Annotated in this window: 19 protein-coding genes; 8 read left to right on the top strand and 11 right to left on the bottom strand. The window is 62.8% G+C overall.

The genetic code is table 11. The features are described from left to right. Positions 1 to 24: 24 nt before the first annotated feature. Positions 25 to 933: a 1,4-dihydroxy-2-naphthoate polyprenyltransferase gene (locus ACRQEG_RS05780; protein WP_126135908.1), complete on the bottom strand. Its 909-nt coding sequence runs from the start codon at positions 931 to 933 to the stop codon at positions 25 to 27. 57 nt (positions 934 to 990) lie between these two features. Continuing rightward, complete coding sequence (locus ACRQEG_RS05775; RefSeq protein ID WP_274778309.1) at positions 991 to 2,346, bottom strand: hypothetical protein; 1,356 nt, start codon at positions 2,344 to 2,346, stop codon at positions 991 to 993. 168 nt (positions 2,347 to 2,514) lie between these two features. Between ACRQEG_RS05775 and ubiE the strand changes: the two genes are divergently transcribed. The 3 genes from ubiE to secA all read left to right on the top strand — a co-directional run bounded on the left by ubiE (position 2,515) and on the right by secA (position 7,363). Continuing rightward, positions 2,515 to 3,219, top strand: coding sequence for a bifunctional demethylmenaquinone methyltransferase/2-methoxy-6-polyprenyl-1,4-benzoquinol methylase UbiE (gene ubiE, locus ACRQEG_RS05770; protein WP_274732397.1), 705 nt, complete (start codon positions 2,515 to 2,517; stop codon positions 3,217 to 3,219). 50 nt (positions 3,220 to 3,269) lie between these two features. After that, entirely contained in the window at positions 3,270 to 4,274 is a 1,005-nt protein-coding gene (locus ACRQEG_RS05765) for a polyprenyl synthetase family protein (RefSeq protein ID WP_274778308.1), read from the top strand. Positions 4,275 to 4,408: 134 nt separating this feature from the next. Then, positions 4,409 to 7,363: a preprotein translocase subunit SecA gene (gene secA / locus ACRQEG_RS05760; RefSeq protein ID WP_274732399.1), complete on the top strand. Its 2,955-nt coding sequence runs from the start codon at positions 4,409 to 4,411 to the stop codon at positions 7,361 to 7,363. 150 nt (positions 7,364 to 7,513) lie between these two features. Here secA and ACRQEG_RS05755 read toward each other — a convergent pair whose 3' ends face one another. Next, the gene (locus ACRQEG_RS05755; protein WP_435733809.1) at positions 7,514 to 8,593 is read right to left on the bottom strand and encodes an Rv3235 family protein; all 1,080 of its coding nucleotides are present in this window, start codon (positions 8,591 to 8,593) and stop codon (positions 7,514 to 7,516) included. Positions 8,594 to 8,707: 114 nt separating this feature from the next. Further along, on the bottom strand, positions 8,708 to 9,481 hold the full coding sequence (locus ACRQEG_RS05750) for a LysM peptidoglycan-binding domain-containing protein (RefSeq protein WP_274732401.1): 774 nt from the start codon (positions 9,479 to 9,481) through the stop codon (positions 8,708 to 8,710). Between the two features lie 381 nt (positions 9,482 to 9,862). Here ACRQEG_RS05750 and ACRQEG_RS05745 point away from each other — a divergent pair, with 381 nt between their 5' ends. From ACRQEG_RS05745 to ACRQEG_RS05735, 3 genes are read left to right on the top strand one after another with little or no spacing between them, the layout of a single operon-like run. After that, positions 9,863 to 10,441: a hypothetical protein gene (locus tag ACRQEG_RS05745; protein WP_274732402.1), complete on the top strand. Its 579-nt coding sequence runs from the start codon at positions 9,863 to 9,865 to the stop codon at positions 10,439 to 10,441. Beyond that, positions 10,438 to 11,322 carry a CpaE/TadZ family protein gene (locus tag ACRQEG_RS05740; RefSeq protein ID WP_274732403.1) on the top strand — a complete coding sequence of 295 codons (885 nt, stop codon included), beginning with the start codon at positions 10,438 to 10,440 and terminating at the stop codon, positions 11,320 to 11,322. The genes ACRQEG_RS05745 and ACRQEG_RS05740 overlap by 4 nt, the downstream gene beginning before the upstream one ends. A 9-nt stretch (positions 11,323 to 11,331) precedes the next feature. Then, positions 11,332 to 11,853 carry a DUF6912 family protein gene (locus tag ACRQEG_RS05735; protein WP_274732404.1) on the top strand — a complete coding sequence of 174 codons (522 nt, stop codon included), beginning with the start codon at positions 11,332 to 11,334 and terminating at the stop codon, positions 11,851 to 11,853. Positions 11,854 to 11,975: 122 nt separating this feature from the next. Here ACRQEG_RS05735 and ACRQEG_RS05730 read toward each other — a convergent pair whose 3' ends face one another. Genes ACRQEG_RS05730 through ACRQEG_RS05700 form a run of 7 tightly spaced genes read right to left on the bottom strand, consistent with a single transcriptional unit; the run spans position 11,976 to position 20,726 of the window. After that, the gene (locus ACRQEG_RS05730; protein ID WP_274732405.1) at positions 11,976 to 15,050 is read right to left on the bottom strand and encodes an AAA family ATPase; all 3,075 of its coding nucleotides are present in this window, start codon (positions 15,048 to 15,050) and stop codon (positions 11,976 to 11,978) included. Positions 15,051 to 15,056: 6 nt separating this feature from the next. Continuing rightward, entirely contained in the window at positions 15,057 to 16,322 is a 1,266-nt protein-coding gene (locus ACRQEG_RS05725) for an exonuclease SbcCD subunit D (RefSeq protein ID WP_274778307.1), read from the bottom strand. A 35-nt stretch (positions 16,323 to 16,357) separates the two neighbouring features. Further along, the gene (locus tag ACRQEG_RS05720; protein ID WP_274732407.1) at positions 16,358 to 16,972 is read right to left on the bottom strand and encodes a phosphoribosyltransferase; all 615 of its coding nucleotides are present in this window, start codon (positions 16,970 to 16,972) and stop codon (positions 16,358 to 16,360) included. Between the two features lie 14 nt (positions 16,973 to 16,986). After that, positions 16,987 to 17,820 carry an inositol monophosphatase family protein gene (locus ACRQEG_RS05715; RefSeq protein WP_274778306.1) on the bottom strand — a complete coding sequence of 278 codons (834 nt, stop codon included), beginning with the start codon at positions 17,818 to 17,820 and terminating at the stop codon, positions 16,987 to 16,989. Beyond that, complete coding sequence (rsgA, locus tag ACRQEG_RS05710) at positions 17,821 to 18,849, bottom strand: ribosome small subunit-dependent GTPase A (protein ID WP_274778305.1); 1,029 nt, start codon at positions 18,847 to 18,849, stop codon at positions 17,821 to 17,823. Continuing rightward, positions 18,846 to 20,222, bottom strand: a complete 1,377-nt coding sequence (aroA, locus tag ACRQEG_RS05705; RefSeq protein ID WP_016441765.1) for a 3-phosphoshikimate 1-carboxyvinyltransferase — start codon at positions 20,220 to 20,222, stop codon at positions 18,846 to 18,848. The genes rsgA and aroA overlap by 4 nt, the downstream gene beginning before the upstream one ends. Further along, positions 20,223 to 20,726 (bottom strand): DoxX family protein, encoded by a 504-nt coding sequence (locus ACRQEG_RS05700; RefSeq protein ID WP_039898130.1) that lies wholly within the window; start codon positions 20,724 to 20,726, stop codon positions 20,223 to 20,225. A gap of 89 nt (positions 20,727 to 20,815) precedes the next feature. Between ACRQEG_RS05700 and ACRQEG_RS05695 the strand changes: the two genes are divergently transcribed. Then, positions 20,816 to 21,427 carry a sigma-70 family RNA polymerase sigma factor gene (locus ACRQEG_RS05695; RefSeq protein WP_016441763.1) on the top strand — a complete coding sequence of 204 codons (612 nt, stop codon included), beginning with the start codon at positions 20,816 to 20,818 and terminating at the stop codon, positions 21,425 to 21,427. After that, complete coding sequence (gene rsrA / locus ACRQEG_RS05690) at positions 21,424 to 21,753, top strand: mycothiol system anti-sigma-R factor (RefSeq protein ID WP_016441762.1); 330 nt, start codon at positions 21,424 to 21,426, stop codon at positions 21,751 to 21,753. The genes ACRQEG_RS05695 and rsrA overlap by 4 nt, the downstream gene beginning before the upstream one ends. The last annotated feature ends 6 nt before the right edge of the window (positions 21,754 to 21,759 follow it).

The raw sequence follows: 21,759 nt of genomic DNA, 5'->3' as shown, positions 1-21,759 counted from the left end.
GTTCGCACCGGAGGCTACAGCCGCCTAGACCAAGAGCGAACTGGCCCAGAAAGACACCAGGACCGCCAACGCGAAAGCGAGCTCGGTAATGCCGGTGGTTTTTAGCACCGGGATGAGACCCCGCCCCTGCGCGCGGGAAGGACCGCGGCTCAGCATCCGCCAGCTATTGCGGAAAGCAATAGCGAAGGCGGGTAGATAAAGGAGGAGGGAGGCCTGGTGGGTGCTCGGCGCCAAAGCCAGAACGACGCCGCATCCCATCGCCACCGCGAGCATCACAACATAGACGCGCCGTGCCCAGGTATCGCCCAAGCGCACCGCGAGGGTATGTTTCCCGGTGACGGCGTCGGTGGGAATATCGCGAATATTATTGGCCATGAGGATGGCGCAGGCAATGAGGCCAACGGCGCTAGCGGCAACCCAGGCTTGCCAGGGCACCGTACCTCCCTGGATATAGACGGTGCCGGCGGTAGCTACCAGACCGAAGAAAATGAAAACAAAAACTTCGCCCAGGCCCATATATCCGTAGGGGTGGCGCCCGCCGGTATAGAACCAGGCGGCTAGCAGTGCTGCCACGCCCACTCCGATCAGCCACCACTGCCCGCACCAGGCAATAATGATGAGACCCACGAGCGCCGCGAGGGCAAAGCAGGTGAGGGCCACCGCGAGCACCACCCCCGGGCGTACCGTTCCGCCACCCGTGAGGCGGGGCGGGCCGGTGCGGTGATCATCAGTGCCGCGGATCCCGTCGGAATAGTCGTTCGCAAAATTCACGCCGATCTGCAAGAGCAGAGCGAGAACGAAAGCCAAGGCAAGAATCGGGCCGTATAGCGTCCCTTCCCACAGCGCGATTCCAGCCCCGGCGATCACGGGGGAAACACTCGCGGGAAGGGTGCGAACGCGCGCACCTTCGAGCCAATCAGTAACAGTTGCCACGGCCGCTTATTCTATCGAGAGGAACCCCTTGAGCGCATCACCCGCACCGCGAGGGATTTACGCCGGGTACTCCGGGTGCAAAGCCACGCCGCCCGGGGCTCCGGGCACGGAAGGATGATGCGGGATATCCGAGGCGTGCGGGGTGAGGTATCCCGTTGCCATCGTTTCGGGCGGGCGGGTGCGGAACAACCGCGAGAAAGCTTCCACCACGAGGCCGAGGCCAATCCCGATGAAAATGAGGTACCAGTGCAGGTCGTAACTGGCGCTGGCCAGCTCCATTCCCTGCGCCGTCATCTTGGCCGAACCGCGGGTGATACCCCAGATCACCGCGGTGGTTGCCCCGAATCCGAAAGGCATAACCGTCCAGGCGATAGCACCAAATTCCATGCGCGGATCGCGCGAACGGCCCCAGCGGTAGGCCGTCCACACCAGGGCGAGAGCCATCGAGATCATCGCAACGATGGCGGGGACGGTAGCCAGGTGCTCCCAGAGCAGCAGCGTGGTATCACCCTGGGCATTCGGCCCCATTCCCACGCCGGTGGCGTCATACATCGCGGCGAAGGAGGCCCCCACCGCCCCGAACATGGTCATAACTCCGGTGGTGAGGAAGAAGGGGAAGGCCACGAGGAGCAGCTCGATACTTGCATCCTTGCGGACGATGAGGTCAATTCCGAAAGCGAGGGCGGAAATGCAGCTCACCAGGATAAAAGCGGTGAAGGCCAGGCGTACCGCGTGCGCGTAGGTGGGAATGGAGGAAGCGGCCGTGAGGGTGAAGCGGTTACGCGGCGTGGATTTCACCGTGGTCATGCGCCCAAATCCGGCGGCGAATAGTCCGAGCGGAAGGCAGGTGAGCGCCGTGAAAAGAGGGCTTGCCTGCAAGGCAAGTGGCGGAATCGCCTGGCCCATGAAGGAACCGCCGGGGCTCAGATCCACCTGCATGAACGCAGCTAGCCCGGCACCGATGGCCGCCAGCACGCCTGCCGATACCCAGGCCGGAATCCATACCAGCAGGGTGGAATTTCGCTTGCCCCGACCCACCCACTGGTTGAGGAAGTAGATGATGAGACCGATGAGGAGGGTGAGGGTGAGAGCGGGAACGAAGAAACTTATATCAAAAAGATTCGGTTCCGCCACGACTCTCGCGGTGCCGCCCAGGGCCAGCAGCAAGGTAAGGGCCGCCCACTTCGGGGCGGTGAGGATCTCAGCGAGGTTCACCCCGCCCATGTCGAGACCGCTCATGCCGCTCATGCCGCGCAGCCCGAGCCACGCGAAGAAGAGCGTGATAAGGAAGGTGACCGCCACCGCGATCACGGGGCTGAGCAGAGCTACAACCCAGGTACGGGCGCCAAAATCGCGGCGCACATCGGCCAGCAGCGGCGGTGTCATAGCTGGCATAGACGTGGGCAGGGACATTATGACTCCTCAATTCGTGACTTCTTTTTCAGTCTAGTCGCCGCTTGACGGAAAATCGCCGGTTTGAGGTCCCGCGGGGCGCCCGCAGAACCCGCGGACTCCCCGTGGATGCGCCCCGGCTGGAATTTCACTCTTGCCAAATACGCCCAAGCTGGTTGAATAGAGGGCATGTCTGCACGTGCACAACTCAGCAAAGATCCGCGCGCCGTCGCCGGAATGTTCGACCAGGTCGCTCCGCGCTACGACCTGAGCAATGACCTGCTTAGCTTCGGGCAGGTGCGGCTGTGGCGCCGCTACGTCACCGAAGCTCTGCGTATTGAGGAGGGGATGGAGATCCTCGACCTGGCCTGCGGGACCGGCACCTCCACCGAACATTTTGCCCGGGTAGGGGCGCGTGTGGTGGGTGCCGATTTTTCGGATGGAATGCTCGAGGTTGCACGCCTGCGCCACCCTGATCTGCGTTTTGTGCAAGCCGATGCCTGCGATCTTCCCTTCGCGGATAACACGTTCGACGCCGTGACCATTTCCTACGGCCTACGTAATATCCACGATCCCCTGCGGGCCCTCCACGAAATGGCCCGCGTGACGCGCCCGGGCGGGCACGTGGTTATCGCGGAATTTTCCACGCCGACCTGCGCGCCTTTCCGCACCCTCTACCACGGCTACCTGCGCCACGTACTCCCGCGGGTGGCAGCCCTGGCCTCCTCGGACGGTCCGGCCTACGCCTATCTCATGGAGTCGATTATCGACTGGCCCGATCAACGCACGCTGGCCGGTTGGCTGCACGAAGCCGGGTGGCGCGACGTTGAATACCGTAATATGTGCAACGGGATCGTTGCGCTGCACCGCGCTACCCTGCCGGCGGCACACTGAGGCATCGGGCCGCGGGCCGGCGCACCATCGGAAAGCTAGGATTGGCTATCGTGAAAGACCTGACTGTCGAAGAGCTACTCACCCGTGTGGGGGAGCGGCTCGGCGTCGTCGAAAATAAGCTGGACGCGGCCACGCGTTTTGGTGACCTGCGCGTGGATCCGATCACCACGTATCTTGCCGAGGCGGGTGGGAAGCGGATGCGGCCGGCCTTGGCCTTGCTCTGCGGGTATGTGGGCCCGGAGCCGGAATCCGAGCGGGTCGAGCACGTGGCGGTGGCGATGGAGCTCACGCATCTGGCCTCGCTTTATCACGATGACGTCATGGATGAAGCTCCGCTGCGGCGCGGGGTCCCGGCCGCGCATCGCAATTACGGGAATTCCGCGGCGATTATGGCCGGAGATATTCTCTTTTCGCGCGCCTCGTCCATGATGGCGGACCTGGGGCCGCGGGCGGTTAAAGATTACGCGGAAACTTTCCGGCGCCTGTGCACCGGGCAGCTGCTGGAAACCGTGGGGCGCGCACCGGAGGTGTCCCCGCGGGCGCACTACCTGGAGGTTCTTGCCGGGAAAACCGGGTCGCTTATTGCTGCCTCGGCACGCGAAGGCGTTTTTGCCGCGGCGGGTAACCGGGAGGCCGAGTACGCCGCAGTTGCCGCCCAGGTGCAAGAATTCGGTGAAAACGTGGGGATCGCCTTCCAGATCGCCGATGACTATATCGATGTTGTTTCCGAAGAAACCGGTAAAGAACAGGGCACGGACCTGCGTGAATCGGTGGATACCATGCCCACGATACTGCTGCGCGAACGTGCTGCCGCGGGGATATTGGACGACGACGGCCAGGCGATCTTGGCGGAATTAGACCGCGGGGACTTGGCCGGGCAGCGCCTTGACACGGTGCTCGGCGCGCTGCGCAATCATTCGGTTATGGCAGAAACCCGCGCGCTTGCCGAGGAATGGGCGGCGCGGGCCGTGGCCGCCATCGCTAACCTGGAGAACGCGGCGGTACGGGAAGCCCTGACGCAATATGCCCGCTCGGTGGTGGACCGCACGGTCTAGGTAGCCGGCTGGCCGCGCCGGTGAAAAACTGAGCGTAATGAAGAACGCAAAGCTAATGGTGAAAGAGGTGGGGCGGGGCGCGCTTCTACCCCGTACAATTGCATCCGTATGCCCACGGTAAGGAGCTCGACGAAGTGGCACGCTTGATTGATCGTATCCTTCGCGCCGGCGAAGGCCGCACGCTGAAGAAGCTGAAGAACATCACCGCGCAGGTCAATGCGCTCGAAAGTGATATCTCGGCAATGAGTGATGAGGAGTTGCGCGCGCAAACTGATAGCTTCAAGGAGCGCCTCAGCGAGGGAGAAACCCTCGATGACATCCTCCCCGAAGCTTTCGCCACGGTGCGCGAAGCGGCGGTGCGGACCATCGGCCAGCGTCCCTATGACGTACAGGTTATGGGCGGGGCGGCCCTCCACCTGGGCAATATTGCCGAAATGAAAACCGGTGAAGGTAAAACGCTCGTGGCAACTATGCCCGCCTACCTCAATTCGCTCACCGGTGAGGGCGTGCACGTGGTCACGGTTAATGATTACCTGGCCTCCTACCAGTCAGAACTCATGGGGCGCGTCTACCGCTTCCTCGGGGTGACCACCGGGTGTATTCTCACCGGGCAAACTCCCGAACAGCGCCGCGAACAATACAATGCGGATATCACCTACGGAACCAATAATGAATTTGGTTTCGATTACCTGCGTGACAATATGGCCTGGCGTACCAGTGAGTTGGTGCAGCGTGGGCATAATTTCGTCATCGTTGACGAAGTTGACTCCATTCTTATTGACGAAGCGCGTACCCCGCTGATTATTTCCGGCCCGGCCGAAGGCGATGCTAATAAGTGGTATCGCGAATTCGCGCGCCTGGTGCTACGGATGCGGCGCGATACCGATTACGAAGTAGATGAGAAAAAGCGCACCGTGGGTGTGCTCGAAGCGGGAATTGACAAGGTCGAAGATGCCCTGGGTATCGATAACCTTTACGAATCCCTCAATACCCCGCTTATCGGCTACCTGAATAATGCAATTAAGGCCAAGGAGCTTTTCGAACGGGACCGCGATTACGTAGTGCTCAACGGCGAAGTGCTTATCGTGGACGAACACACCGGGCGTGTGCTGCCCGGGCGGCGCTACAACGAAGGCATGCACCAGGCGATTGAAGCGAAGGAAGGTGTGGAGATCAAGGCGGAGAACCAGACTCTGGCCACGATCACCCTCCAGAACTACTTCCGCCTGTACAACAAGCTTTCGGGCATGACGGGTACGGCAGAAACCGAAGCTGAGGAATTCGCCTCGACATATAAGCTCGGCGTCGTTCCTATTCCCACGAATAAGCCGATGATCCGCAAGGACGAACAGGATCTTATTTATTCCACTCGTGCCGGCAAGCTGCGCGCGGTGGTGGAAGATATTGTGGAGCGCCACGAAAAGGGGCAGCCTGTTCTTGTGGGTACTGCCTCGGTGGAAGCTTCCGAAGAGCTTTCCGATTTGCTCGCGCGTGAAGGCATTGAACATCAGGTCCTCAACGCGAAGCAGCACGAACGCGAAGCGCGCGTGGTGGCCGAAGCCGGGCGTAAGGGCGCGGTGACGGTGGCTACCAATATGGCCGGCCGCGGTACCGACATTATGCTGGGCGGCAACCCCGAACACCGCGCGGTGGATGCGCTGGCCGCTCGGGGCCTGAGCCCGGAAGAAACCCCGGAAGAATACGAGGCTGCCTGGCCCGCAGAGCTGGCGCGCCAGCAGGAAGCCGTTAAGGCCGAACACGAAGAAGTGGCCGAATTGGGCGGCTTGTATGTGCTCGGTTCGGAGCGGCACGAATCTCGGCGTATCGATAACCAGCTGCGCGGGCGCAGTGGGCGCCAGGGCGACCCGGGCGAATCCCGCTTCTACCTTTCCCTGGAAGATGACCTGCTTCGGCTGTGGGGTCAGGGCATGGCCGGGCGGATGCTCAGCTACGCTGTGGACGACGACGCTCCTATCGAAACGAAGCAGATGTCGAAGAACGTTTCGCGGGCCCAAACTGAAAATGAGGCGCGGAACGCGGAAATGCGTAAGAACGTCCTCAAGTACGACGACGTTATGAACGACCAGCGTACCGTGGTGTACACCGAGCGGCGTTCCATCCTCGAGGGTGAAAATATGGAGTCCATGGTGCAGGGCTTCCTCGATTTCGTGGTTGATGACGTGGTCAGCGCCCACACCTCCGATGATAATGAGGAAGCCTGGGATCTTTCCGCGCTGTGGACGGACCTCAAGGGCTACTACACTCCCGGTTTCACCGCGGAGGAATACCTCGATGAGATCGGTGGGCCTTCCCAGCTGGATCGCACCGCACTCAAGCGCGAGCTCACCGATGATATTCACGCCCATTACGAGGAGCGCGAAGCGGAAGTCGGTGAGGAAAATATGCGCGAACTGGAACGCCAGATCGTGCTGTCCGTGCTCGACCGCAAGTGGCGCGAACACCTCTACGAAATGGATTACCTCAAGGAAGGTATCGGCCTGCGCGCCATGGCGCAGCGTGATCCGCTCGTTGAATACAAGGACGAGGGCTACCGCATGTTCCAGGCGATGAACGACAATATCATGTCGGAAACCGTCCGGTACCTCTTCAAGTTCGAGCTTCCTTCCGAACGTGCAGCGCGCCTGGAAACTGAGGCTCAGGTGACCGGCCCGGTCACCGTTGCGGGGAATGCTGCGGCGGGCATGGCTGGCCCGGGGGTGGCGATTCACGCCAGCGGTGCGGGGAGCGCCGAACAGGTGTCCGCTTCCCAGCAGGCCCTGCGTGCCGCACAGGAACAGCAGCGTGAGTTGCTGGCGGAAAAGCAGAGGGCTTTGCAGGCCGCGGTGGGCGAGGGCGCGGCAGGTGCCTCCGGTCAGCGCGTGACCGCGGAATCCCTCGGGATTAAGCAGCCGAAGCGCCAGCAGAACGTTTCGTATTCCTCGGCGGCGAAGGATGGCTCCGGGGAGACGGAAACCACCGGTTCGCGCGGTGCCGCACGCGGTGGCCGCGGCGGTGCGGGTGGTTCCGGTGGCGGTAACCGGGCTCAGCGCCGGGCCGCGGCGAAGCAGAATAAGAAGCGGCGCCGCTAGACGGTAGGCCGTTAGGCGGCAAGCCAGGCGATAAGCCGCTAGGGCGATAGACATACGGGAGCCGGTCGGTCACGTGCGCGATAGTTACGTGACCGACCGGCACTTGTGTTTAATCGCTTTGGGTTCGTGTTCTTTCGTCCTGCGTTTCGTTTACCCAATTTCAAGGGCGACGACGATCCAGCGGCCCCTGAGGAATTCCAGGCGCATCGCAACCGCATGGTTTCGCTCGCCCGAACATACGCAGGCGATGACCTCGGCTACGCGCCGGCGCGGATGCGTTATTTTGAGTGTGGAAATTCGCAGGTCCCCGAGCCAGGGCGCTTTCCCCTTAATGCGCATCGCCAGACCCGCCCGGCGTACCAGTGCCGCGAAAACCTCCGGGATGAGGTGCGGGCGCACATATCCGGGAGCGCGGTGGCCCAGCAGCACCTCGATGGAGTAGGTAATCATTCCGGCGGCGAAGCGATGCGGTGGCCGGATTCCGGGCGGCAGTGGATCATCGAGGGTTGCCATTTCTTCACGCCAAATATCCCGGTAGGGTGTGGCGGATAGCGCGAGCCGGTTCCATTGGTGCAGTTCGGGTTTACCCGGCGTGGCCGCGGGGCTAGTGGTGTTACTACCGCTATCGGTGGCCTCAACGTCGGTGGTCGGTTCGCTGGTATCTACGCGCACGATGCCATGGCCGGGTGGTACGCCGTCGGTGGGATCCGCATCGGTGGAGTTCGCGTTAGGGGGATGCGCGTTAGGGGGATGCGCGTTAGGGGGATGCGCGTTAGGGGGATGCGCGTTGGTGGAGCCCGCGTTGGGGGCGGGTTGGCTATCCCGAGGGGTAGCGGAAATTTCCTCGGATTCGGCGGTGCCCGGCGGCGCGTTCTCCGCTACGCAGGTGTCTTCCTCGTGGGGCACGTGCGGGAAAGGCGGGTGGCGGGTGACCGCCCGATATTGTGTCACTTCCGCTAGTTGTACCTGATCGAAGGCAGAGACTATTTCATTAATCTCTGGCTGCGCATAAACGGGAGGTGGTGCGGGTGGGAGCCGGGATACCCGAATTGTTTCCGGTTCTTCTGGCTCGTGGTGGGGAGTCGAACCCGACTGGCTCTCCGATGTGACTTCTTCAGGAGACGGCAGATCCTGACCCGCAGCGCTGGATATGGGCGGCGGCTCGGGGTGCGCGGGCGCCGTCGTTTCGGTAGCACCGGGGGTATTTTCGGTATGCGGGGCAGTGGACATGTCGTCTCCTTGAGAGCGTGGGATAGGGGGATAGACCTCGGTGACCGAGGCAAGCTGGATGGTGGTGAAGCTGAATGGTGGTCAAGCCGGATGCGGGGTGCCAAGACGTGACGATTATTCGCGCGCGGGTGGAAGAATAAAGTGCTCGCCAGGATAAATGAGATCGCTATTCTCGATGGTATTGGCCGCGGCGATGGCGTGTACGTAGCTGAGGATATCCGCGTCGCTCGCGCCCGCGCCGAGGTGAGTAGCAGCGATATCCCAGAGAGTATCCCCGGGCTGCACCATGTAGGCCGGCGCTGGTGCGGCCCGCGGTGCATTTGGCGCTTGCAGGTCCGGGGTGCGGATAGCGGCGGCCGGTCCGGCCAAAGGACTCCCAGCAGAAGGCACGGGCGGGTGCAGATAGTAACCACCTGCCGCGTCTCGATACGAGACATCACCGAGTAATTCATCAGGGTTCACGCGGAAAATCCCGGTGGGATCTGCACTGGGCGCAGGTGGTGAGGTGAGGAGAGCGGAATAATCACCACCCCATCCGATATCAACGGCGCTACTAGAATCTGGCTCTGCGGCCCATGCCCCGGGTACGGACACCAGCGTCGTGGCGAGGGTGCTGGTGAGAGCAGCGCGGAAACGGTGTCCGCCGATGCGGCGGGCGAGGCGGGTGACGGCGTCGTCTTTCCCACGGGTGAAACGCGCAACCGCGCAATAGCAGAGGGTGAGCCGCGCGCACGCCAGGCACGCGACGATGCATACGCCCACGGTGAGAATCCCGGTGAGCTGGGCGACGCTCCCGGGCGGGGCATGCAGGCGGGCCGTCGCGACCGCGAAAAATGCGGACGCGAGCCCTGCGAACGCTGATAGTAGCGCTTTGATCGTTGCCGACATCGTTAACCTCTTCGGTGGGGTTTCCGGTCAGGACCAAGAACCACGCGGTCCGTCCGTGATGAAGAACGGGTGGCACGCGGTTCTCACCGTGGTGGTATGAATAAATGTCCCGTGTGTATCAACTATTAATCAGCCGGGTATACCCAGCATCGTTTCCCTGTGGATAGCTCATATAAGAGACGGCGAGGAAAGAGGTCGATATCCACAGGCTGTGGATGGGGACTTGGCGAGTTGCGCGCCACCTGTCACACTGACACCACGGCGCGAGCAGTCTTGACCGGGCCGCGATGGCGGTCATATTTGCTCGCTCCCACTTGCTCCCATTTGCGTCCGGTCGCGAATATTCGCGGTCACGTGCACAGAATCGGATAAGGAGGGCAGATGCGTGAGAAAACGGGGGCGCGGTGGAAAGATCCGCGCCTGGCAGGAGGAGTGGCACTGATTGCTGCCGGTGCGCTCGCGGGGGCATATGTGCTGCGCGGTCCGGTTACTGTCCCTGTTTATCGGGCGACCGAAGCGGTGGTTCCCGGTACGCCTTTGGACCAGGCTGGGCTCGCGGTGGTCGAACTTCCAGCCGGGCTTGCTGATGCCTATATTCAGGCAGGTCACGCGGGTACCGTTGGGCGCACGATTTATCCTGGTGAATTGGTGGAAAAGTCAGCTTTGCGCATATCGGGGGAGCGGGTGGTGGCGATGCTCCCTCTCAACGGCGCGCTCCCCGCAGCTTTGGTGCGCGGCGCGCAGGTGCAGCTGTGGGCCCTTCCGGCCCCGGGTAGCGCCGCGGAAAAAGCCCCCGCCCGGCTTATCTCCCGAGAGGTCATTTTCGCGGGAACGGTCAGCGACTCGCATTTCGCGGGCACGGCGGCGGTGGAAGTACATATCCCGCGTGCTGAGCTCGGGATCGCACTGGAGGAAGTCGCGGCGGGCTCCTCGTTCACGCTGGTAGGTGAGGTGCAATGAGCACGAACCCCGACCCCGGTTTTCTGGTGGCGATCTGGGGGAGCGCGGGGGCACCAGGGCGTTCTACTTTGGCGCGTGATCTTTCCTGGGTACTGAGCGAGCGGCACACCGTGCTGCTGGTGGACGCGGATACCCGCAACCCCTCCTTGGCCCAGCTCATGGATTTGGGTGAGGAACCGTCCGGGCTTATCGGGGTGGCGCGCGCGTTGCATACCGGCGATGCTATTGAGGAGCAACTTCCGCGTTATATTCGGCACGTGCGTAGCGGGCCACGCGGTACCTTGCACTTTCTCCCCGGTCTTAACCACGGTGGGCGCTGGCGTGAACTGACGGGGCCCGGTATGGGTGGGCTCTGGGATAAGCTCCGCCCCTTCGCGGAGATCACCATCGTCGATTGTGCCGCGGAACTTCCCGCTTTTCTTGACGATGCAGGTGTTCACGCGGGTAGATACCCCCTACCGCATGAGCACAACCAGCTAGGGCGGCGCAAACACCACAGGGAGGAAGCCGGGGCTGCGGGCGAGCGCGATAGCGTGACTCTCAGCGCCCTCCGCGCTGCGGACCTCGTTGTGGTTGCGTGCCGCGCCGGACCGGTGGGTTTGCGCCGCGGCGTGGAGTCGTGGTGGCAGGCCCGGGCGGTAGCCCGTGCGGCCGTGCCGGTAGTTACCCGTGCCGGTCTGGAAGATCGCTTTGCTTTTGCCGAGCTCGCGGAGGAAGAGCTACCCGCCGTGGTGGGGGTGCGCGACGACGGCGCCCGTTACTCACGGGCCGAACGGGCCGGCATAAGCGTGGTGGCCTTAGCCCCTCGCAGTGGGGCGAGCCGGGATGTGCGGCGGCTGGGGCGTGCTGTTCTAGATTGTCGCGGTAGATGCGGTGAGTAGACTGGACGCATGAGGATTTATCTTCCGGCTACTCCTGCCGATGTGGCGTTGTCCGTGCTTTCCGGGCGTGTGGTGCACGCGGCAACGGAGGCTCTGGCGCGTGAAGTAAATGATGAAGATCGTGACTACCTCGAGGCTATTGCTTTCAATGCCGCCGCGGACGATTCTTTGCGTGCCGTCTTTGCGGTATTCGCCGGGAAGGCCGATCACCAGTTCGGGGTAGTGCTGCCGGAACGAGGTGGCTTGCGCCCGCGCCGAGTCGTGATTGCCGCTGAGGTGGCACCTGAGAAATGCCGAGATCTTGCCCAACCGGAAGAGTATTTGCCCACTGCCCTGGAGCTTTCCGAAGGGCTCTCCTGGGATGAGGTGGTCTCCATCCACGTGGACGGAGCAGACATGGAAGCATATGTGTTGGCAGGGCCAGATGACGAGTCCGCTTTCGAGGTGCTCGCCGAGGAAGACTTGCTCTGGTATGACGTTTCCGAACGCCTTGAGCTAGCCCTCGACCTGGGTGCGGCGGTGCAGGCTTAGGGCCCGATAGGTGCGTGATATTGATTCCTACCCGGGCCGAGCACGCAAGCGCTCATGCACACGCGGGGCCGGTCAGGTGGGCGGTCAGGTGGGGCTGATCAGTGCAGCCGGTGCCAGCTGCGTTAGGCAGTCACGCGTATATGTGACGTGCCGTCGTCCCCCGGGATAACAGAGATGCGTTCGCTGATCATCTGTTTCATTTCGGATACGTGGGAAACAACCCCCACGGTGCGCCCGTTTTTCCCTAGGCCATGCAGCACCCCCATGACCTGATCGAGTGCTCCGTCGGAAAGCGAACCGAAGCCTTCGTCAATGAGGAGGGTGTCAAGGTGGATCCCACCGTTTTCCGCGCGCACCACTTCCGCCAGGGCGAGGGCCAGGGAGATAGACACATAGAACGTTTCCCCTCCCGAGAGCGTGCGAACGGAGCGCTGGACCGGTTCGGGGCCGGCGTGGTCAATAACAGCCAGCCCGAGACCGGTTTTCGACTGGTGACTGCCTTTCTCCTTTTCGTCCGTTCGGATGAGTTCAAAACGCCCGAGCGAAATATCAGCGAGCTGCTCATTAGCGACATCCACTACCTGTTCGAAACGGTGTTGCAACACGAAGGTTTCCAGGGGCACTTTCGTGACCGATTCGGGACCTGCGGTAGCTAAGGAAGCTAAACGCACAACCGCTCCGGAGTGTTCACGCACCGCCCGCCACGCTTGTAGATCCCGCTGGGTGGTATGTAGGCGTTCTCGCCCGGAGCGGGCCTGATTCTCCGCCCGGGTGGCGTGTGCCCGCGCTTCTTGAGCAGCGTGGCGTGCCAGCGCACTGGCTTCTTCCGCTTCCGTGACATCAGCCCGGGCATTTTCGGGAAGCTCAGCGAGCTCCGGTTCGGCAAGTTTGCTCTGAACATCGCGGCATTCCTCAGCAAAGGCGGTGATGGAATCCTGAAGGTGTGCTTCTTCCGCATCGTTGAGCACGGCAGCGTTCACCGACTCGGCATCCGCGAATTCAGTGCCGGCCAGAGCCGCCGTGAGTTCTTCGCTGCGGGTCTGTTCATCTTCACGTGCCGTGAGCATCCCGCTGGCCGCAGTGTTCCACGCATCCTGGGCTTCGCGCAGCGCGTCAAGAGCCGTGCGGCGTTCCGCGATAGAAGCAAAGCCGGCGTATTCCGCGCTGAGGCGCGCGAGTTGCGCGCTGATATCACGGGTACGGGAGGTATTCTCAGCCTCTAATTGGGTCACGTCGGTGCGTAATTGTTCCAGAGATGTTTCCCGCGAACTAGCTTGTTCAGCGAGCTGCGCGATTCGCTTCTCCACGTCGGTAACGCGTAACGCTGCCTGCTGTGCCGCACTCAAGTCCGTGCGGGCGGCAGCTAGTTCCGCGCTGGCTACTTCCACGGTGGCATCCCCCGCCGCCGCACGTTGCTCAGTAAGCTGGGCTTTTATTTTCTCCACGTCAGCTAGGCAGGTGCTGTACTTTTCCCGGGCAGCTGAGGCTACTTCTTGGGAGGCTTTCACCTGCGCGGCGGTGGCACGGACAGTTTCCGGGGAAGCGGGCGCCGGGTGGGTGCACGATCCGCATACCGGGCAGGGTTCGTTCTCACGCAGTTGCCCCGCTAATTCACCGGCGGTGGACTGCACCCACGCATCGGTGATTTCCCGGGCGGTACTTTCCGCTTCCCGGACCCGGGTGAGAGCCTCAGCCAGGGCGGCGCTGGCTTCTACCTCCGCGCGTTCACTAGCAGCAACCCGCTCCAATACTTCGAGAAGTTCCGTGGCGCTGCGAGCCCGCTGCGCAGCAGCGGGCTCCCCACTGGCGATGGCGCGGGCCGTATCTAGTTCCTTCTCCATGGCTTCGCGTTCAGTTGCGGCGGCAGCTGCTTCATCGCGTAGTTTTTCCACCGAGCTGTGGAGTTCGACAATCTGTGCGGCAGCGCGGGTGGCTTCTTGCTGTTTGCGCTCTACTTCGTGTTCGGTACGCTCCAATTCGGCCAAGCGCCCGCTAGCTTCGCTTAGCTCCGTGACCGCACGCCGCCCGGATTCCACCCCGGCAGGGGTGATATCAGTAACGGGGCCATCAACCCGCCCGGTGCTCGCTCCAAATTTTGCGAAAGTAGCCACGAGGCGGGCCTGGGCTGCCGCGCAGGCGCCGGCGCAATCGCGGCTTTCTTGGCGAGCGCGCGCCAGCGCATGCACATACGGGAGTAGCGGGGTGGCGGCGCGGTGGGCCGCGAGGCGAGCGCGATCCGCGGTGATCGCATCTTCGCGTTCACCGAGCTGGCCGGCCCGGACGCGCAGCTCCTTGCGGCGTTCGATGCGGCTAGCCAGGGTGCGCTGCGCATTTTCGTGTTCCCGGGCCCGCTCAAATACGCCTTCTGCTTCTTCGGCCCGGGCGAGTGCATCGCTAGCGCGTTCCGCGGCAGCGGCGAGAGCCTGCTCCAGAGTGACGATCACCGTTTCACCTTCGGCTGGCAAATCGACCCCTTGGGCAGCGCCGATGAGGGAGCCACCCTCCGCGGGGGGAAGTTCCAGGGCGGTTGCGGTATTCGAGACAGCCCGCACGAAGGTTTCATGAGCGCTCGCAATAGCTCCGCGCGCTGCGCGGGCATGATCCGTGAGCCACTGGGTGACAGAACCAAAAACACGGGTGTCGAAAATTTGGGTGAGAAGCCGGGTGCGTTCTTGGCTTTCTAGCCGTAGAAATTCAGCGAACTTCCCCTGCGGGAGCACGATAGTTTGCAAGAACTGTTCCGCATTGAGCCCGAGCAGGTTGCTGATATACACCCCGACATCACGAGCTTTGGTAGCAATCGGGGTACCGCCGTCTATATCACCGAGGTCCACCGCGGTTTCGGAGAGCTTCCACAATTTCGCAGTGGCGGCGGTGGGGGAGGAATTACCCGGTTTCGTGAAGCTAGGGGTGCGCCGCACCCGGAATGTGCCCGCTTCGATGGTGAAAATAACGTCCGCGTAGCTGGTGGTGGAAGGAGCAACATGCGTGGAACGCAGGCGCTCGGTTGAACTTTCTTTCCCGCCGGCTACCGTACCGAAAAGCCCGAAAACGACGGCGTCAATAATGGTTGATTTGCCCGCTCCCGTGGGTCCTTCCACCAGGAAAAGACCGGATGCGCCCAGGGCATCAAAATCAATGACTTCCCGCCCCGCGAAGGAGCCGATACCTTGAAGTTCTAAGCGGCGCAGCTGCATGAGCTCTTACTCCTTTTCCCCGGTGCGAGCGGCTTCCCATGCCGCTACCATGACCTGATCTTCTTCCTCCGTAAGATCCCGGTGCCCACTTTCTGACATGAATTGGCGCAGCACGCTCAAAGCATCACGACGCCGGGTATCAGCTGCGCCGTGGCGGGTAGCGGCCGGATCTACCACGTGGCGAATTTCCAAAGCGTGCGGGAAAGCGGCCCGTACCCGGGTGGTCAGATCTGCCGGGCGGGCTGGATCGGTGACGAGAATGCGAGCGAATTTATCCCGATCATCACGATGCGCAGGACCGAGAACTTCGGCTAGTGGCGCTTCAATCGTGACGATGGGGCGCCATACCGGAGCGGGAATGAGTTCTTCTTCCACTAGCACTCCGCCTTCAAAAGTGAGAAGAACAGAAGATTTAGGCCTGGTTTCCGAGAAAGAAAAAGCGATAGGCGAGCCCGAGTAGCGCATGGGCGGCAGCTCGCTACATTCGCAAGCACCCGGTTCTGGTGCGCCGCCTACCCGCTGCGGAGAATGCAAATGACCGAGAGCCACGTAGCTGAGGCCCGGAGTGGCGCATTCCCCCGCACCACCCAGGGCGAAAAGCGCGGCGGGAACAACTTCCACCCCTCCCACGGAAATATCGCGTTCGGATTCACTGGCTGCCCCGCCGGCAACGAAGGCGTGTGCCATAGCGATACGTGCTAACGGTTTGCCGGCGTGCGGGCCGTGCTGGATATCCGCGGCAATGCGCCCCACAGCTGCGTGCATCACCGCGGCGTGCGAGCGCTCCAGCAGCTCCACACCCTCCGAATCATCCGAATTGCCCGCACCGGTGTGAGCATCACCGCCCGCCAGGCGGCGCCGTTCCACATCGGGATCCAAATAGGGAATGGGGTAGACCAGCGCTCCGAGATTCCCGGCGCGATCACGCAGCTCTACTGGCTGAGCGCAGCGCAGCGGATCGGTGCGAATAACAATGCGCTCCTGGAAAAGTTCCGCCCCGAATCCCAGGCGCTGGGGGGAATCGTGGTTCCCGGAGATCAAAATGACGGTGGTGAGCTGCGCGAGCCTACGTAGGGTGCGTGAAAAAAGCTCAACCATGGGAGCGGGTGGGACACTGCGATCATAGACATCCCCGCTGATAAGGAGGGCATCTACCTCACGTTCCCGCACGGTATCCACGACGTGATCTACCCACATCTCAAAGGCGGGAGTGAGATCCGCCCGGTGCAGGGTGCGCCCGAGGTGCCAATCGGAGGTGTGCAAGATCTTCATGGCTTCAGCCTACTGCCGAGCTACGACAAAAATTTTTAGGCTTCTGCCTGACCCCCGTTGACCGGGTCCTTATCCGACCACGGGAAGGCAATCCACGAGTCGGTGTGCAAATAGGCGTAATCGGGTTTGAGCACCGAGCGTGACTTTTCGTAGAGGACCGCCACGCGAATCTCCGTGGCGTACTCTTCGCAGAGTTCCTTGACGAAGCGGAGGGTACGCCCTGAGTCAGCGACGTCGTCGACAATTAAAACCTTTTTGCCCGCCATGCCGCGCACGTCACCGGACGGTTCCACCAGGCGCGGATCTTTGAGTGTGACCCCGATACCGGTGTAAAACTCGACGTTGAGGACGAGCATGCTCTTGAGGTCTAAAGCGTAGGCAATCGCACCGGCGGGAAGCAGTCCGCCGCGGGCCACGCTCACGATAATGTCCGGGCGGTAGCCGGAATCCCAGATGTCGCGGGCGAGTTCGCGGGTGACCTCACCGAACCGCTCCCAGGTGAGAACTTCGCGCGCGGGCGCACTGGAAGACGCACTGGTAGACGCACTGGCAGGCGCACTAGCAAGCGCACTGGCAGGCACGCCGGCCGGCGCGCCCGCGGGGAAGCCCTCGTTCTCGATTAGCGGCTCGGCCTTATCACTGCGTCCCACAGTTCCTCCTTCGGCTAGTTTCGGCTATCCGGGCGCGTCTCTTCCCCGCCGCCCGGCTGCATATGTGTCTCATTAATAATTGCTTGGGCGGCCGCGTGCAACTTTCCATTGGTCACCAGCGCGCTTCCCCACCAGGGGCCCGGCTTGCCCTCCAGCGAGGTGAAGGTTCCCCCGGCCTCTTCCACGATCGGCACCAGCGCGGCCATATCGTAAACATCCAAGCCCGGTTGCGCGGCAATATCGAAGGCGCCCTCGGCGAGCAACATATAGGGCCAGAAGGCCCCGTAGGCACGAGTACCCCAGGTGGCGCGGGCGAAAGCGATGAGGGTGGCCATGCTCCCGGTTTCATCCCAGCTGGAGAGGGAAGAAAAACCGAAAGCAGCCCGGTCCATTCGATCAATATCGGAGACGCGCAGGCGCTGGGGTGCGCCCCCGTTTTCACTCAGCCACGCCCCGCCGCCGCGGCTCGCCCACCAGCGCCGCCCGAGTGCGGGAGCCGACGCCATACCGGCCACCATCTTCCCATTTTCCTCCACGCCGATGAGAGTGGCCCAGACCGGGTTGTGGCGCACGTAGTTGCGGGTGCCGTCAATCGGGTCAATGATCCAACGCCGCGGGGCGTGCTCAAGGCTGCCGCCTTCCTCTTCCCCGTAGACGGCGTCCCCGGGGAAATCCCGCTCCAGGTACTCGCGGATGAGCCGCTCAGCGGCCCGATCCGCGTCGGATACCGGCGAATTATCGGGCTTCGTATCCACGGTGAGGCGGCGGCGTTCATAACGCTCCAGGGTGAGGGCATCCACGGCATCCGCAACGGTGTGCAGAAAGGCGATAGTGGCGCTAGCATCCATTTATTTCTCCCATTCTTCAAAGCCGCGCGAGGCGAGCACGCGGCGTAAGGAACCCACCCGCTCGCGCAGGCGTGGATCGGTGAGGGTATCGAGGGCGCATTCGGGTTCGGTAGCGGCATGGCTGCATCCGCGCGGGCATTCCAGCGCGGTTTCTTCCAGGTCGGGGAAGCCGTGGAGGATATCGGTGGCGTCCAGGTGGGCCAGCCCGAAGCTGCGCACCCCCGGCGTATCAATGAGGTGCCCACCACCGGGGAGCGGGAAAGCAATGGCGGAGGTGGAGGTGTGCCGGCCTTTTCCGGTCACCTCATTGACGTGCCCGGTTTCGCGTGCGGCGGCCGGCACCAGCGCATTGAGAAGAGTGGATTTCCCCACCCCGGAATGACCCACGAGCACCGTGGTTCGCCCGCGCAGCGCCGCACGCACTGCGTCCAGGCCCGCTTGCGTGGCAGATTCCCCGCAAGGCGCAGCGGCGGCGTCGCCCCGCAAAGCTGTTGCGAGAATCGGTACCCCGAGCGGTTCGTAATACGCGCGCAAGGCATCCGGGCACGCCAGATCCGCTTTGGTAAGAATAAGGAGCGGATCCATCCCGGCATCGTGCGCGGCCACCAGGCAACGGTCAATCATGCCGCGCCGCGGTTCGGGTTGCGCGAGCGCCGCCACGATCGCCATCTGATCCGCGTTCGCCACAATGGTACGTTCGCGTTCGTTTCCTTCGTCCGTGGAACGCGTGAGTTGCGAGCTGCGTTCCTCGATAAAAACGATGCGGGCCAGGGTGTCCTTGCGTCCGGACAGGTCACCGGTCAGGCGTACTTTATCTCCAACGACGACGGCGCCCCGGCCCAATTCCCGCGCTTTGACCGCAATGATGCGGGTGCCGTGGTTCATGAGCACGGTGTAGCGCCCGCGGTCAATGGTGACGACCTGGCCGAGGGGCCGGTCGGAGTAATCGGGCCGAATCTTCGTGCGCGGCCGCGAGCCCTTTCCGGGGCGCACCCGCACGCGCGGATCGTCGGTACCGATATCCCTCATCGGCCCACCAGGTCTGTCCACATATGGGCGAAACGCGGCATGGTTTTCCCGGTGGTGGCAATATTTTCCACGCGCAGTCCGGGGATGCGCAGGCCGAGGATCGCCCCGAAAGTTGCCATGCGGTGATCCTCGTAGCTGCGGATGACCGGGCCTTCGCCCGTGGCTCGCGGGGCCGGCCCACCCGCCCCGCTCGGCACCGCTGGCGGGGTGATGATAATGTCATCGCCTTCTTCGCGGGCGGGAATTCCCACGCCGCTCAGTTCCGCCGTGATCGCGGCCAGACGGTTGGTTTCATGCCCGCGTAACTGCCCGATATTGCGCAGCGCGCTCGGCCCGGTCGCAAAAGCCGCCACCGCGGCGATTGTGGGCGTGAGCTCGCCTACATCGCTGAGATCCGCGTCAAGCGGGGCAATGTCCCGCGGCCCGGTGAGTTCGAGGACGCCATCCGCGCGCAGGTGGGCGCGCGCTCCCATGGCCGTGAAAATATCGACGATCTGCGCCCCGGGTTGGGTGGTGCGTTCCGGCCAGCGCGGAATTTCCACGGTTCCACCCGTCACCATAGCGGCGGCCAGGAAGGGGGATGCGTTGGAAAGATCCGGTTCTAACACCACTGTTCCCAGTTGCGGTATGCCAGGATGCACATGCCATTCCACCGCCGGGTGCTCGCGATCCGCAGGCGCCCCGCCGGCCGCGAATTCTTCAACCTGAATACCGGCCCGGCGCAGCACGTCCACCGTCATAGCCAGGTGGAAAGCGGAAGGAACCTTGGGCCCCACCGAGCGCAGCACCAGCCCGCCTTCGCAGCGCGGACCCGCCAGCAGCAGTGCGGAAATGAATTGCGAGGAGGCGGAGGAATCAATCTCCACCGTTCCTCCGGCCAGATGCCCCTGTCCGTGGACCCGCACCGGGAGGACCGCCCGCCCGGCGCTATCGCTGGCGGCATCAACCTCCACTCCCAGGTCACGCAGGGCCCGCACGACCGGGTCCATGGGGCGCACGCGGGCGGCGTCGTCGCCATCAATCACAACCTCACCGCGCGCGAAAGCGGCCAGCGGCGGTACGAAACGCATGACCGTGCCGGCGAGCCCCGCGTCAATGGTGGCGCCGTGGAGGGGAGCGGGGGAAATATCGAGAATATCCTCAGCTTCGGTCGCGCCGCGCTGCCAGGCCACCCCCACGCCCATATCCGCGAGGGCGCGGGCCATGAGCTCGGTATCGCGGGCGCGCAGGGGCGCGACGATACGCCCAGCCGTGCCGGCTTCCCCCAGCGCGGCGGTGATGAGGAAACGCGCCATAAGCGATTTGGACCCGGGAACGTCCACGCTGCCGCGAACGGGGGATGGGTGGAACGGTGCTGGCCACAGGTCAGTCATTTAGGAACGCTTCGCCTCTCTGATTTGTTCGCGTGCTTGCGCCCGCACATCCGCGAGCTCATTGCGCTGATCGCGCCATTCGGAAACACGGTACCCCAGGGAAGGCTTGCCTTTGCGATCCGTCCACGCCAGCGCGGCGCCGCCGGCCAGCCCGAGCGCGCCGAGCAGCCCGCCCAGCACCTCGCGGCGTTCGCTCTTTTCAGCTGCCCAGACCGGGTGATTGGCCAGGGCTACCGGGATTTGGGTGAGGGCGAGCGCAGCTCCGGACAGGCGCTGGAATTTGCCGATGGAGAGGAAAGCCCCGCCGATAAGCTGGACGGCGCCCAGTGCGCGAGTGAGAGTGGTGGTGTCAACGGATTCGAGATCAACCCCGGCCATGCCGGCAAGGCCGGCGATGTTCTCCACCCGTTCCTGGTGGTCCTCGGGGTGGCGTACCGCGGATAACCCTTGTGCGATAAAGGGCGCGGCGAGCAGGGGCCGCGCGAGGAATCGAATCATACCCATACCTATATTGTTACACTAAATCGGGGAATATACCTGCGTTTTCCGGGCGTTATACCCATGTTAGTCCAGCAGACGGGCTAGGCTAGATCATGATGAGCACAGACCTAATAAGAAGCGCCCCCGATGAAACCGCCGCCGAACGCGCCGCGCGGTTCGAGCGGGATGCTCTTCCGTATCTCGACCAGTTATACGGGGCCGCGATGCGCCTCACGCGCAATCCTGCCGACGCTGAAGATTTGGTTCAGGAGGCCTACGCCAAAGCCTTCTCGGCTTTCCACCAGTATCGGCCGGGCACGAATTTGAAGGCGTGGCTCTACCGCATCCTCAATAACACCTTTATTTCTAATTACCGCAAGGCGCAGCGCCAGCCCAAGCAGGCTGATTCCTCGGAAGTGGAGGATTGGCAGGAATATCGGGCGGCTTCGCACGCGTCCTCGGGGATGATGTCCGCGGAGGCGGAGGCCCTGGAGAATCTGCCGCAATCGGAAATTCGCGATGCTTTGAGTGCGTTGCCGGAGGACCGCCGCATGGCTGTCTACCTTGCGGATATTGAAGGCTTCTCCTACCAGGAGATTGCGGACATCATGGAAACACCGATCGGAACGGTGATGTCCCGTCTGCATCGCGGGCGTAAGCAGCTGCGGGAATTGCTCGCGGACTACGCGCGTGAACTCGGCTATGGGAAGAAGGAGAAGCAGTGAGCGGTGAGGATAGGTTGCAGCGCGGGGTAGAAGACTCGTTCCGGAACCGCGGAGTTGAATTGGATAGCGCGGCGGGGGAGTGTTCCTGCAGGGATATTACGGATTATCTTTTCGAGTATCTTGATCACCAGCTTTCGGCGGTGCAAAGCGAGCGTTTGCAGGCCCATATTTCGGGCTGTTCGCGCTGCACGGAACGGGCCGAAGCGGAAACTCACGTGCGTGATATTTTACGAGCTTCGTGCCGGGAGGTCGCGCCGGCGACGTTGCGGGTGCGGATTGCACAACAGATTTCGATCTACCGGCGCACTACCCGCGATTTCGGGTAGCGGGCG

This window comes from Actinotignum stranguriae (assembly GCF_051265215.1).
Classification (GTDB): Bacteria; Actinomycetota; Actinomycetes; order Actinomycetales; family Actinomycetaceae; genus Actinotignum; species Actinotignum schaalii_C.
The sequence above is the reverse complement of the archived record's forward strand: the minus strand, read 5'-3'. Positions and strand labels throughout refer to the sequence as shown.

Coding starts and splice junctions, on each gene's coding strand:
- ACRQEG_RS05775 (WP_274778309.1), bottom strand. CDS start 2,346: ATGTCCCTGCCCACGTCTATGCCAGCTATGACACCGCCGCTGCTGGCC.
- ubiE (WP_274732397.1), top strand. CDS start 2,515: ATGTCTGCACGTGCACAACTCAGCAAAGATCCGCGCGCCGTCGCCGGA.
- ACRQEG_RS05755 (WP_435733809.1), bottom strand. CDS start 8,593: ATGTCCACTGCCCCGCATACCGAAAATACCCCCGGTGCTACCGAAACG.
- ACRQEG_RS05750 (WP_274732401.1), bottom strand. CDS start 9,481: ATGTCGGCAACGATCAAAGCGCTACTATCAGCGTTCGCAGGGCTCGCG.
- ACRQEG_RS05745 (WP_274732402.1), top strand. CDS start 9,863: ATGCGTGAGAAAACGGGGGCGCGGTGGAAAGATCCGCGCCTGGCAGGA.
- ACRQEG_RS05740 (WP_274732403.1), top strand. CDS start 10,438: ATGAGCACGAACCCCGACCCCGGTTTTCTGGTGGCGATCTGGGGGAGC.
- ACRQEG_RS05735 (WP_274732404.1), top strand. CDS start 11,332: ATGAGGATTTATCTTCCGGCTACTCCTGCCGATGTGGCGTTGTCCGTG.
- ACRQEG_RS05730 (WP_274732405.1), bottom strand. CDS start 15,050: ATGCAGCTGCGCCGCTTAGAACTTCAAGGTATCGGCTCCTTCGCGGGG.
- ACRQEG_RS05725 (WP_274778307.1), bottom strand. CDS start 16,322: ATGAAGATCTTGCACACCTCCGATTGGCACCTCGGGCGCACCCTGCAC.
- ACRQEG_RS05715 (WP_274778306.1), bottom strand. CDS start 17,820: ATGGATGCTAGCGCCACTATCGCCTTTCTGCACACCGTTGCGGATGCC.
- rsgA (WP_274778305.1), bottom strand. CDS start 18,849: ATGAGGGATATCGGTACCGACGATCCGCGCGTGCGGGTGCGCCCCGGA.
- aroA (WP_016441765.1), bottom strand. CDS start 20,222: ATGACTGACCTGTGGCCAGCACCGTTCCACCCATCCCCCGTTCGCGGC.
- ACRQEG_RS05700 (WP_039898130.1), bottom strand. CDS start 20,726: ATGGGTATGATTCGATTCCTCGCGCGGCCCCTGCTCGCCGCGCCCTTT.
- ACRQEG_RS05695 (WP_016441763.1), top strand. CDS start 20,816: ATGATGAGCACAGACCTAATAAGAAGCGCCCCCGATGAAACCGCCGCC.